The organism is Streptomyces sp. NPDC002790 (assembly GCF_040295505.1).
GTDB lineage: Bacteria > Actinomycetota > Actinomycetes > Streptomycetales > Streptomycetaceae > Streptomyces.
The window spans coordinates 1-11,665 of sequence record NZ_JBEOVM010000156.1; the positions used below are offsets into that span (position 1 = coordinate 1).

The window sequence follows — 11,665 nt, forward strand, 5'->3', positions numbered from 1 at the left end:
TGTCCCGTGCGGCGCCGCTACTCGGCGACCCCGTACATCCGGTCCCCGGCGTCGCCGAGGCCCGGGACGATGTACCCGTGCTCGTTGAGCCGCTCGTCGACCGAGGCCGTCACGACGGTGACCGGCGTGCCGGCCAGCTCGCGCTCCATGATCTCGACGCCCTCGGGGGCGGCGAGCAGCACCACGGCCGTGACGTCGTCGGCGCCGCGCTTGATCAGTTCCTGGATCGCCGCGACGAGCGTGCCGCCCGTGGCCAGCATCGGGTCCAGGACGTACACCTGGCGCCCGGAGAGGTCGTCCGGCATCCGCGTCGCGTACGTCGCGGGCTGCAGCGTCTCCTCGTTGCGGACCATGCCGAGGAAGCCCACCTCAGCGGTCGGCAGCAGCCGCACCATGCCGTCGAGCATGCCGAGGCCCGCGCGCAGGATCGGCACCACCAGCGGGCGCGGGTACGACAGCTTGACGCCGGTCGTCCGCGAGACGGGGGTGTCGATGTCGACCTGCTCCGTGCGCACGTCCCGGGTCGCCTCATAGGCGAGCAGGGTGACCAGCTCGTCGGCCAGGCGCCGGAAGGTCGGGGAGTCGGTGCGCTGGTCGCGCAGCGTGGTGAGCTTGTGCGCCACCAAAGGGTGGTCGACGACGTGGATCCGCATGTCCTCAACAGTAACCGGGCCACAGGGCCGCGGCTGCCCCGCGCGGTGGCATCAATGACCGGTGCGGAGGGAAGGTGGAAGGGACTCGCCGACTGGCGCCGACTGCGCCGACCGGGCGGACTGGGGTGGTGTGGCCGATGGCGGACGGGAAGCGTCGGGAGCGGCCCGAGCACGGGCCGGGCGGGAGCGGGGCCGGGCCCGAGCCGGAGACGGAGCCGGATTCCGGGCCGGAGACGGACGCCGCGCGCAGGCGCAGGCGGGCCCTGTTCCTGCGGGAACTGACCGAGGCGCGGGAGCTGCGCGCCAGGGTCCAGCCGCGCCGCGCCCGGGCCGCACGGATGCGTCAGCAGATGCGGATGCGCACGTTTCGCTGGTGACGGGGCCCGCCGATCCGCCCCCGACCCCCGTCTCGCGGGACCCCGCGGAAGACGCGCCACAAACACAGCGCGCGGAAGACCTCTCTTGGAGCCGGACTTTCTGCCACGATTCCGAGTGGGCGGGGCTTGAACTGCACTCCCCGCCTCCTGACCGGCACACCTGAGACAAGTGGGAGAGTCACGGTGTACTTCGCCGCACTGCTCGCGCGCACCGAAGACGGGTGGGAAGCGAGCGACACAGAGCTCGACGACGTGGAGACCCTGTCGGACCTGGCCGACCTGGCCCGCGAGGCGTTGGCCGAGGCCGGCGCCGAGGACGACACGATCCTCGTCTTCATCGAACAGGAGGACGCCTGGTTCGGCGTCGTCCGCATCGACGGCGAGGAGGACCCTCGCATCTACGTCTCCGACGCAGCCGCTGCCGCCCGCAGCAGCTACGGCGAGATCCTGCTCACCGACGAACTGCTCGGCAAGGCTCCGGACGGTTTGGACGCCGTCGCCGTCGACGAACTGGACGCCCTGGACCTGGACGGGACGGAGGACGGCGAACCGGACGACGAGGAGGCGTCCGGGGACGAGGACGAGGACACCGGAGCCGAGGCGGTGCCGCCCGGCCCGCTCGGCGACAGCGCGGTCCTGGCCGACCTGGGCGTCCCCGAGAAGGATCTGCTCACCCTCGACGGGGCGGACGCGCTGAGCGAGATCGCCGACGCCCTGGGGGCATCGGAGGTCCTGGAGACGGTGCGCTGACCGCCGCGGCGATAGATTCCTCGCCGTGACACCCTCCGACGCCGCTCCCGCCCCCGATCCCGTACGAGACCCCTGGAAGCCGCCGATGCGGCAGGCCCTGGCCGAGGCCGGGCTCGCCGCGGCGGCCGGTGATGTGCCCGTCGGCGCCGTCGTGCTGGCGCCGGACGGGACCACCGTGCTCGCGCGGGCGCACAACGAGCGCGAGCTGACGGGGGACCCGACCGCGCACGCCGAGGTGCTGGCGCTGCGGCGGGCCGCGCAAGAGGTGGGCGAGTGGCGGCTGACCGGCTGCACGCTCGTCGTCACCCTGGAGCCGTGCACCATGTGCGCGGGCGCGCTCGTGCAGTCCCGCGTCGACCGGGTCGTCTACGGGGCCCGCGACGACAAGGCGGGGGCGGCCGGTTCGCTGTGGGACGTGATCCGCGACCGGCGGCTCAACCACAGGCCCGAAGTGATCTCCGCGGTACTCGCCGAAGAATGTGCGATCCAGCTCACCCGTTTCTTCAGGGATACGGATTTCGGAGCACGGCCCCCCATGGGCTAGAGTTCCTCTCGGTAGCGTGTCCGAGCGGCCGAAGGAGCTCGCCTCGAAAGCGAGTGTGGGGAGACTCACCGTGGGTTCAAATCCCACCGCTACCGCCGTTCGAAGGGGCGGATCCGATCGCGGATCCGCCCCTTCGCTTTGCCCGCTGGGCCGGTCGGTCGGCACCCGCGCATACGAAGAGCCCCGGCGCCTGACCAGAGGCGCCGGGGCTCAGCCGTCCCGTTCGGGTCGGGGGGAGCGGCAATCGGGGGGACAAGCCGCTCCCCCCGGTGAGGACGATCTCCCGTAGTCCGCGCCGCTTCTGGGGGGAAGCCGCGGCGCGGACCCCGCAGTCGGGGTCACGTCCCAGCCCATCGGATTCCTGCCAGACCCTCCGGGCTCGTCACCAATACTGCCCCTTTGTGGGGGTGCGGGACGTCGGCAAAGGACCCATAACCGGAGGCCGTTGGTCCTTAAAGGTCGCGTCGGTGATCGTCCGCGTTAGACTCACCGCCGTTCGACAGGGGTCGGACGGGGACCGGACACGGGTACGGGGAGGCAACGTGGTGCAGTCGAAGAAAATAGCGCTCTTCGTCGGGGTGGTCTTCGTGCTCTACGTGATCATCACCGACCCCTCCAAGGCGGCCGATTACGTCCAGATAGGGTTCGAAGGCGTATCGTCCGCCGCCCAGTCCGTGGGTGACTTCATGACCTGGGTCGTCAACGGCGGGAAGTAGGCGGGAAGTAACGGTCCGGCAGACCGGCCGTCAGCACCTCAGGAGCGCCCCGTGATCCGCCATCTGGTCCTTTTCAAGCTCAACGACGGTGTGAGCCGTGACGAACCGCGCGTGGCCGAGGGCGTCGAGGCCTTCCGCGCGCTGGGTGCGAAGATCCCCGAGCTGACGTTCTGGGAGTGCGGCTGGAACATCACCGACCGGCCGATCGCCCACGACTTCGCGATCAATTCGGCCGTCGAGGACACCGATGCCCTGAAGCGGTACCTCGAGCACCCCGCCCACCAGGAGGGCGTCGCGATGTGGCGCGAGTTCGCCACGTGGGTGATCGCGGACTACGAGTTCTGAGGCGCACCCTCCGGACCGTCACTCGTTCGAGAAGCCTCTCACCGGAACGGTGAGGGGCTTTCGTGCGTCCTGAACCCGTCCTGAACCCCCGCCGATGCCCCAACTGAGGCTTCAACACGGAGTTATGCGGTGCTTGCACACAGTGCACATGTCTTGTGATGCTATGACCGCTTTTGACCGATGAGTTGACGGAAACAGAGGTGGAGTTGACCGTGCCGGCCAGTACTGCGCCTCAAGAAGCACCGCCCGCGCCCGAAGCGCCGCCCGCGCCCACGAAGAGCCGGGGCGCCGACGCCCGCGCGCTGACCCAGGTCCTCTTCGCGCAGATCAAGGACCTCCCGCCGGGCAGCCCCGAGCACTCCAGGGTGCGCGGCGCCCTGATCGAGGCGAACCTGCCGCTGGTGCGGTACGCGGCGGCCCGCTTCCGCAGCCGCAACGAGCCGATGGAGGACGTCGTCCAGGTCGGCACCATCGGCCTGATCAACGCCATCGACCGCTTCGACCCGGAGCGCGGCGTCCAGTTCCCGACCTTCGCGATGCCCACGGTCGTCGGCGAGATCAAGCGGTACTTCCGCGACAACGTCCGCACCGTGCACGTGCCGCGCCGCCTCCACGAGCTGTGGGTGCAGGTCACCGGCGCCACCGAGGACCTGACGACGGCCTTCGGACGCTCCCCGACCACCGCCGAGATCGCCGAGCGGCTGCGGATCGGCGAGGACGAGGTGCTCGCCTGCATCGAGGCCGGCCGCTCGTACCACGCGACGTCCCTGGAGGCCGCACAGGAGGGCGACGGGATGCCGGGCCTGCTCGACCGGCTCGGCTACGAGGACCCGGAGCTGGACGGCGTCGAGCACCGCGATCTCGTACGGCACCTCCTCGTGCAGCTGCCCGAGCGGGAGCAACGGATCCTTTTGCTCCGCTACTACAGCAATCTGACGCAATCTCAGATCAGCGCCGAGCTGGGTGTCTCGCAGATGCACGTGTCAAGACTCCTCGCCCGCAGCTTCGCTCGACTTCGGTCCGCAAACAGGATCGATTCCTAGCTCGAACGGGTAGAGAAGACCCGCGGGGCATTTCCCGCGGGAATCCGCGCCATCTCCCGCCACACCCCTTGCTTCCTGCGTCGATCCATCCCATACATGTCGACATGTCACTACAGCGTGTTGCCGACATGTGACATTCTGCTGGAACGGCGTTTGGCGCAGCCCCTCGTCCGGTATTCAGGTGGAGGCTGCGCTCTTACCTGACGGGAGCGTCCGCCGCGACCGTCCGCGACCTCAAGGGGGTGGCATGTCCGCAGACCAGGGCAGCTCGAAGGTGCTCACGCTCACGCCCGGCGCACCCGCCGCGACCGATGACCTGAGCGAGCAGACGCCTGCCGCGCTGATCGACGCTCCTGTTCCCGCTTCGGTTCCGGCGCAGGCCGCCGGGGACCGCGAGGTGTCCGTGACACCTCCGACAAGCGGGTCCATCGACACCCGAACCTTGTCCCGTTCCCTGTTCCTGCGTCTTGCCACGCTCGACGAGCACAGCCCGGAGCGGGCGTACGTCCGCGACACGCTGATCGAGCTGAACCTGCCGCTGGTGCGGTACGCGGCGGCCCGCTTCCGCAGTCGCAACGAGCCGATGGAGGACATCGTCCAGGTCGGAACGATCGGCCTGATCAAGGCGATCGACCGTTTCGACTGCGAACGGGGCGTGGAGTTCCCGACGTTCGCGATGCCGACGGTCGTCGGTGAGATCAAGCGGTTCTTCCGGGACACCTCGTGGTCGGTGCGCGTGCCGCGCCGCCTCCAGGAGCTGCGGCTCGCCCTGACCAAGGCCAGCGACGAGCTCGCGCAGAAGCTGGACCGCTCGCCGACCGTCCCGGAGCTCGCCGTGGTGCTCGGCGTCTCCGAGGAGGACGTGGTCGACGGCCTCGCGGTGGGCAACGCGTACACGGCGTCCTCGCTGGACTCGCCCGCGCCCGAGGACGACGGCGGCGAGGGCTCCCTCGCGGACCGGCTCGGCTACGAGGACACGGCCCTTGAGGGCGTCGAGTACCGCGAGTCGCTCAAGCCCCTGCTCGCCAAGCTGCCGCCGCGCGAGCGCCAGATCATCATGCTCCGGTTCTTCGCGAACATGACGCAGTCGCAGATCGGCGAGGAGGTCGGCATCTCCCAGATGCACGTGTCCCGGCTGCTCACGCGGACGCTGTCGCAGCTGCGGGAAGGTCTGATCGCCGACTGATAGCCGACTGGGCGAAGGCGCTGCATGGGGCGGGTCCGGTGTCCGGGCCCGCCCCGCCGCATGTGTGGCCAACCATCACAACCGCCCCACGGGGTTCCTAATTGACGGGCCGTCAGACACACTGGCGCGATGCTGCGGACTTGGTTGCTCGGTCACAGGAAGGTCGCCGTGGGGGCCGCTTCGGTCGCCGCGGTGTGCGTGAGCGCGGGCGCCGTCGTCGCCCTCGACGGTGACGGCGGTCCCGATCCGTACGTGGCCGTGGGCGCGGCAGGAGCGGCGCCCACGGGACCGGGCGACCGGGTCGCGCCCCACGGCAAGGTGGAGCTCGTACCGCTGGACCCACCAGAGACGGGCAGCCCTGGCGCCTCTGGCTCCTCGGGGAAGGGCGGGACGGGCAAGGCCGCGGAAGACGGTCCGGACGCGGGCGGCGCCCCTCCAGCCCGGGAGGTCCCCGGCGAGTCCCCCGGCGGCGATGGCACAACACCCGCCACAGAGAAGCCCCCCGGCAACTCTGGCAGCGCCGGCGGCTCCGGGAGCGCCGAGAGGTCCGGCGCCGCCTCCGACCGCGGCGACACGCCCTCCTCGTCCCCCTCGGGCCCCGCCCTGCTCAAGGTCGGCGACCCCGTGCTCAAGGACGCCGACAAGCGCTGGTGCCAGGACGTGACGCTGGCGCTGCACAACTCCGGTGGCAGCGCGGTGCGTTCGGGCAAGGTGACCTTCGAGACGCACGTGCTGGGGGCCCTGGGTGTCGACTGGGCGACCGTCGACGTCACAAAGAAGCTCCCCGCGCCCCTCGGGGCCGGGGAGAAGAAGCGGAAGACGTGGACGGTGTGCGTCGACCAGTGGCGCGTCCCGCTCGGCATGCGGCTCGAGACCAAGGACGTCGACGTCGACTGGAAGTGAACTGCCTCGCCGGACCGGCCCCGGAGGTGAACTGCCTCCGGGGGCCGACTACTTGAGTGCCAGCCAGGCCACGCCCGCCACCACCACGATCGCGAGCACGATGCCGATGATCAGGCCGGCGCTCGGCCCGGACTTCGCGGCGGCCTGCTGTCGGCCGGGTCCTGCGGGAGGCTGTTCGTCGACGAAGGCGCGGAACATCTGGGTGTTGCCCGCGGGGTCGTTAGTGCCCTGGGGGCCGGGGCCTTGGGGGTTGTTAGCCATGGGGCAGGACCCTAGCGAATTGCCGTGAAGGACGCCACAGCCCGCGCGCAGGGCGCCTGAGCTGCGACTTTACTGATTTGCACTCGTTCTTTGCCGCGATTTTATCCGCGACCACCCCCTTTCGTTTGCCTGTGGCAACCAACTGCTTCTATGGTTGCCCTAAGCAACAAATAAAGATCTTTTGGTCAGGAGGTGCCGTGGCCGCACAACGTCACTACGACGAGCTGGCGCGACAAATGAGTGCCTTCGGAGCCGTCAAGAGGGACATGGCGCGGATCCTCCCGCCCGACTGTCCGACCGGTTCGGCCGCGGTGATCACGCTGCTCAAGCGCTACGGCGACATGCGGATGAGCCGCATGGCCGAGCTGCTCGCCGTGGACGTGTCCGTGGCCAGCCGGCACGTGGCACACGTCGCGGACCGCGGTTGGATCGAGCGTCATCCCGACCCCGCCGACAAGCGTTCGCGCATCCTCAGCCTCACCGAAAAGGGCTCGAAGCAGATGGAGGTGCTCAATGAACGGAGCACCCAACTGCTCGCCGACCGGCTGAGCGACTGGTCCGACGACGAGGTCGATCAATTGATCGTCCTCATGACACGACTGCGCGAGAGCTTCGGTGACTGCCGCACGACGGGGTCCCGAACGACGGTTCCGCAGGCCGCCACTGAGCCGACCATCCAGTCGACCGCTCAGACCATCACCCGTACACCCGCGTAACACGTAAGAAAAGGAATCCCATGGCAACAACCACACCGTCCGGTGTGCGGGGCAGCCATCCCAAGCATTCAGGGGCCGCCCCCGAAGCGGGCGCCCCGATGTCGCACCGGCAGGTCATGGAGGCGCTGTCCGGGCTGCTGCTCGGCATGTTCGCCGCCATCGTCTCGTCGACGATCGTCACCAACGCTCTTCCCAAGATCATCGGCGACCTGGGCGGCGGCCAGTCCGCCTACACCTGGGTCGTCACGGCCTCGCTGCTCGCCATGACCGCCACCACGCCCCTCTGGGGCAAGATGGCGGACCTGTTCAGCAAGAAGGCCCTGGTCCAGATAGCCCTGGTCGTCTACGTGGTGGGCTCGGTCGTCGCCGGCCTCGCGCAGAACCCGGGGATGCTGATCACCGCCCGTGCCATCCAGGGCATCGGCGCCGGTGGTCTGTCCGCCCTGGCGCAGATCGTCATGGCCGCGATGATCGCCCCGCGTGAGCGCGGCCGTTACTCCGGTTACCTCGGCGCCACGTTCGCCGTCGCCACCGTCGGCGGTCCGCTGCTCGGCGGCGTCATCACCGACACCGACTGGCTCGGCTGGCGCTACTGCCTCTTCGTCGGTGTGCCCTTCGCGCTGATCGCCCTGATCGTGCTGCAGAAGACGCTGCACCTGCCGGTGGTCAAGCGGAAGGCGAAGGTCGACTGGGCCGGTGCCTTCTTCATCACCGCCGCGGTCTGCCTGCTCCTTCTCTGGGTCACCTTCGCCGACGACAAGTACGAGTGGCTGTCGTGGCAGACCTACACGATGGTCGGCGGCTCGATCGTACTGGCGCTGATCTTCACGCTCGTCGAGTCCAAGGCCACCGAGCCGATCATCCCGCTGCGACTCTTCAAGAACCGCACCATCACGCTGGCCTCGCTCGCGTCGCTGTTCGTCGGTGTCGCGATGTTCGCGGGCACCGTGTACTTCTCGCAGTACTTCCAGTTGGCGCGCGGCAAGACGCCCACGATGTCGGGTGTCATGACGATCCCGATGATCGGTGGACTGTTCATCTCCTCCACCGTCTCCGGCCAGATCATCACCCGGACCGGCAAGTGGAAGGCCTGGCTCGTCGCCGGCGGTCTGTTCCTGACCGCGGGTCTGGGGCTGCTCGGCACCATCGAGTACGACACCCCGTACTGGCGCGTCGCGATCTGGATGGCGCTGCTGGGTCTCGGCGTCGGCATGATGATGCAGAACCTCGTGCTGAGCACGCAGAACCAGGTCGCCCCCAAGGACCTCGGTTCCGCCTCCTCGATGGTGAGCTTCTTCCGGTCCCTCGGCGGCACGATCGGCGTCTCGGCGCTCGGCTCCGTGATGACCAGCCGCATCAGCACCCACGCCACCGACACCATCGGCTCCCTCAGCCCGCAGGAACAGCAGGCCGCGGGCAAGGCCATGGGCGGCAGCGCACTGCCGGACATGTCCGTCCTGCCCGGCCCGATCCGCAACTGGCTCGAGGCCGCGTACGGAAGCGGCATCGCCGACATCTTCCTGTACGCCGCCCCGGTCGCGTTCCTGGCATTCGTCTTCACGATCTTCATCAAGGAGGTTCCCCTGCGTACCACCGGAGCCCTCGAACAGGCCGCACAGGGCGACGCGTCGCCCTCGGCCACCCCGGCCCAGGCCGCTGCTCCCGCCCCCGCGCCGGAGCAGGTGCCGAGCCTCGTCGGTGCGGGTGAGCCCGCGGCCGACCACCAGACCCAGCGGCTCGCCGCTGTGGCCTCCGCGGGCGCCGGTGCCCCGGTGGGCGGCGGCACCCCGGTCCACGGCTTCGTCCGCGGTGCCGAGTCCGCCCCGGTGTCCCGCGCCGCGGTCACGCTGATCTCCCTCGGCGGCCGTCAGCTGGGCCGCGCCGTGGCCCAGGGCGACGGTTCGTACGCGGTCGACGCCCCCGGCGCCGGCAGCTACGTCCTGATCGCCTCGGCCGACGGCTACCAGCCGCAGGCGTCCACCGTCCTGGTGGGCGAGGACCCGGTCACGTACGACATCCTGCTCAGCGGGACCAGCGGCCTCACCGGTGTGGTGCGGGCCAGCGAGACCAAGGCGCCGGTCGCCGGGGCGATGGTCATCGTCACCGACGTCCGCGGCGATGTGCTCGCCACTGGTCAGTCCGGTCCGGGCGGCGAGTTCACCTTCGCCGAGCTGGTCCCGGGCACCGTGACCATCGCCGTGAACGCGGCGGGGCACCGTCCGACGGCACTGCCGGTCGAGGTGGGCGGCACGGGTGTCACCCGCGTCGAGATCGACCTGCACTCCGGCTCCCAGGTCCAGGGCACCATCCGGGCCGCGGGCCGCGCGCTGAACGACGCGCGGGTCACGCTGGTGGACGCCGCGGGCAACGTGGTCGCCACCGCCACCACCGGTGAGGACGGCGAGTACGCCTTCACCGACCTGGACGGCGGCGAGTACACCGTGATCGCGACCGGCTACCCGCCGGTGGCCACGGGCCTCAGCGTCAACGGCAGCGGCATCGACGGCCACGACATCGAACTCGCCCACCCCGGCGAGTGATCAGGCCCCGGGCCACCTGAAGGTGTGGTTCGCGCTTTGAGCGGACGCGGACCACACAGGCCCGGTTGTGAGAATGGGCCCCGGACCCGGCGGCGTCGTCACATCGGCAGGGGACGGCCGAGACGCATGCCGGCCGGGGCCCGTCTTCGTAGGGGGAGAGAACGACCGCCCCTCTACGTACGTAAGAACTTGAGCTAGGAGAGCAAAAGCATGGGACTGAGCGCGCGGATCCGCACGCGGGACGGGTGGGCCCTGCCGCACGCCGTCGTCACGGTGACCGACATGACCGGATCGCAGGTGCTGCGGGCAGAGGCCGACGACGAGGGCGCCGTGCACGACCCGGCCGCGCTCACGCCCGGTCCCTACACGGTGATCGTGACCGCCGTCGGCTACGCCCCCGCCGCCTCCACCGCGATGGTGACGGCGAGCGGCAGGGCCGACGTGGGCAGCATTGTGCTGCACCGGCAGGGCGGGGCCGAGCTGCCGCCGCCCGGGCCGTGGATGGTCGACCCGATGCACTCGACGATCGCGGCGACGGCACAGCACCTCGGAATCACGTCGGTGCACGGCCGGTTCACCGAGTTCTCGGCGCGCATCGACATAGCGCAGGACGTGGAGAAGTCGCGGGTCGAGGCCGTCATCAACGCGGCGTCCATCGACACCGGCAACGGCATGCGCGACGGCCACCTGAAGTCCCCGGACTTCCTGGACGTCGAGACGTACCCGGAGATCACCTACCGGTCGACCGGCATCGAGCCCGCGGGCACCGACCGCTGGACCGTGCACGGCCAGCTGAGCCTGCACGGCGTGGCGCGCGAGGTCGACCTCGACCTCAGCTACCTGGGCACGGGCGCCGACCCGTGGGGCGGCACGCGCGCGGCGTTCAAGGCGATCGCCGAGCTGAAGCGCGAGGACTTCGCGATGAACTACAACCAGGTCGTGCAGGCCGGCATCGCCGCGATCGGCGCGACGCTGAAGGTCGAGCTCGACATCCAGGCCGTACAGGGCGACGCGCTGCCACAGATGTGACCCCGGCGATGTCAGCCCCCGCTCGCCTGCACCATGATCCGCCGGGCAGGCCCTAAAGTGCGGGGATGGCTCCGAATATCGCGACCAACACCCGTGTCTCCATCGACGAGTTGCTCGACTTCGTAAGGCCCAGGCACCGCGCCCTCCTCATCACCGCCCGCGCCGACGGCACCCCGCAGGCCTCACCTCTGACCTGCGGGGTCGACGGCGACGGGCGGATTGTTGTTTCCACGTACCCGGAGCGCGCCAAGACGCGGAACGCGAAGCGGGATCCGCGGGTCAGTCTCGTCGTGCTCAGCGACGAGTGGAACGGGCCGTGGGTGCAGGTCGACGGGGTGGCGGAGGTCATCGACTCGCCCGATTCCGTCGAGGCGCTCGTGGAGTACTTCCGGTGCATTTCGGGGGAGCATCCGGATTGGGACGAGTATCGCGAGGCGATGGTCGAGCAGGGGAAGTCGATCATCCGGGTCACGCCGGAGAAGTGGGGGCCGGTTGCCACGGGTGGGTTCCCGGCGAGGCTGTCCTAGGCGGCACCGGCGTTACGGCCTCGGGGCTCCGCCCCGGACCCCGCGCCTCAAACGCCGGCGGGGCTGAAAAGATCG

At 69.9% G+C, this 11,665-nt stretch carries 14 protein-coding genes and 1 tRNA gene; 13 read left to right on the forward strand and 2 right to left on the reverse strand.

Annotated features, from left to right (window positions below):
• Positions 1 to 17: 17 nt before the first annotated feature.
• Positions 18 to 653 carry a uracil phosphoribosyltransferase gene (gene upp / locus ABT004_RS34020; protein ID WP_266712219.1) on the reverse strand — a complete coding sequence of 212 codons (636 nt, stop codon included), beginning with the start codon at positions 651 to 653 and terminating at the stop codon, positions 18 to 20.
• A 137-nt stretch (positions 654 to 790) separates the two neighbouring features.
• Between upp and ABT004_RS34025 the strand changes: the two genes are divergently transcribed.
• The 9 genes from ABT004_RS34025 to ABT004_RS34065 all read left to right on the forward strand — a co-directional run bounded on the left by ABT004_RS34025 (position 791) and on the right by ABT004_RS34065 (position 6,517).
• Complete coding sequence (locus ABT004_RS34025; RefSeq protein ID WP_351344872.1) at positions 791 to 1,030, forward strand: hypothetical protein; 240 nt, start codon at positions 791 to 793, stop codon at positions 1,028 to 1,030.
• 183 nt (positions 1,031 to 1,213) lie between these two features.
• Positions 1,214 to 1,780, forward strand: coding sequence for a tRNA adenosine deaminase-associated protein (locus ABT004_RS34030; protein ID WP_351344875.1), 567 nt, complete (start codon positions 1,214 to 1,216; stop codon positions 1,778 to 1,780).
• Positions 1,781 to 1,865: 85 nt separating this feature from the next.
• Complete coding sequence (gene tadA, locus ABT004_RS34035; protein WP_351344908.1) at positions 1,866 to 2,324, forward strand: tRNA adenosine(34) deaminase TadA; 459 nt, start codon at positions 1,866 to 1,868, stop codon at positions 2,322 to 2,324.
• Between the two features lie 10 nt (positions 2,325 to 2,334).
• Positions 2,335 to 2,419: transfer RNA gene (locus tag ABT004_RS34040), tRNA-Ser, on the forward strand.
• Between the two features lie 447 nt (positions 2,420 to 2,866).
• On the forward strand, positions 2,867 to 3,040 hold the full coding sequence (locus ABT004_RS34045; RefSeq protein WP_351344878.1) for a hypothetical protein: 174 nt from the start codon (positions 2,867 to 2,869) through the stop codon (positions 3,038 to 3,040).
• Between the two features lie 51 nt (positions 3,041 to 3,091).
• Complete coding sequence (locus ABT004_RS34050) at positions 3,092 to 3,385, forward strand: Dabb family protein (RefSeq protein ID WP_351344881.1); 294 nt, start codon at positions 3,092 to 3,094, stop codon at positions 3,383 to 3,385.
• Between the two features lie 173 nt (positions 3,386 to 3,558).
• Positions 3,559 to 4,428: an RNA polymerase sigma factor SigF gene (locus tag ABT004_RS34055; RefSeq protein WP_351344884.1), complete on the forward strand. Its 870-nt coding sequence runs from the start codon at positions 3,559 to 3,561 to the stop codon at positions 4,426 to 4,428.
• Positions 4,429 to 4,675: 247 nt separating this feature from the next.
• Positions 4,676 to 5,614, forward strand: a complete 939-nt coding sequence (locus ABT004_RS34060; protein ID WP_351344887.1) for an RNA polymerase sigma factor SigF — start codon at positions 4,676 to 4,678, stop codon at positions 5,612 to 5,614.
• A gap of 129 nt (positions 5,615 to 5,743) precedes the next feature.
• Positions 5,744 to 6,517, forward strand: coding sequence for a hypothetical protein (locus ABT004_RS34065; RefSeq protein WP_351344890.1), 774 nt, complete (start codon positions 5,744 to 5,746; stop codon positions 6,515 to 6,517).
• 48 nt (positions 6,518 to 6,565) lie between these two features.
• Here ABT004_RS34065 and ABT004_RS34070 read toward each other — a convergent pair whose 3' ends face one another.
• Complete coding sequence (locus ABT004_RS34070) at positions 6,566 to 6,778, reverse strand: hypothetical protein (protein WP_351344893.1); 213 nt, start codon at positions 6,776 to 6,778, stop codon at positions 6,566 to 6,568.
• A 197-nt stretch (positions 6,779 to 6,975) separates the two neighbouring features.
• Between ABT004_RS34070 and ABT004_RS34075 the strand changes: the two genes are divergently transcribed.
• From ABT004_RS34075 to ABT004_RS34090, 4 genes are all read left to right on the forward strand, one after another.
• Positions 6,976 to 7,494 (forward strand): MarR family winged helix-turn-helix transcriptional regulator, encoded by a 519-nt coding sequence (locus ABT004_RS34075; RefSeq protein ID WP_351344896.1) that lies wholly within the window; start codon positions 6,976 to 6,978, stop codon positions 7,492 to 7,494.
• A gap of 98 nt (positions 7,495 to 7,592) precedes the next feature.
• A complete protein-coding gene (locus ABT004_RS34080) occupies positions 7,593 to 10,034 on the forward strand; it encodes an MFS transporter (RefSeq protein ID WP_502966982.1) in 2,442 nt (813 codons plus the stop codon).
• A gap of 210 nt (positions 10,035 to 10,244) precedes the next feature.
• Complete coding sequence (locus tag ABT004_RS34085; protein WP_351344902.1) at positions 10,245 to 11,063, forward strand: YceI family protein; 819 nt, start codon at positions 10,245 to 10,247, stop codon at positions 11,061 to 11,063.
• Positions 11,064 to 11,128: 65 nt separating this feature from the next.
• Positions 11,129 to 11,590, forward strand: coding sequence for a PPOX class F420-dependent oxidoreductase (locus ABT004_RS34090; protein ID WP_351344905.1), 462 nt, complete (start codon positions 11,129 to 11,131; stop codon positions 11,588 to 11,590).
• Positions 11,591 to 11,665: the final 75 nt, after the last annotated feature.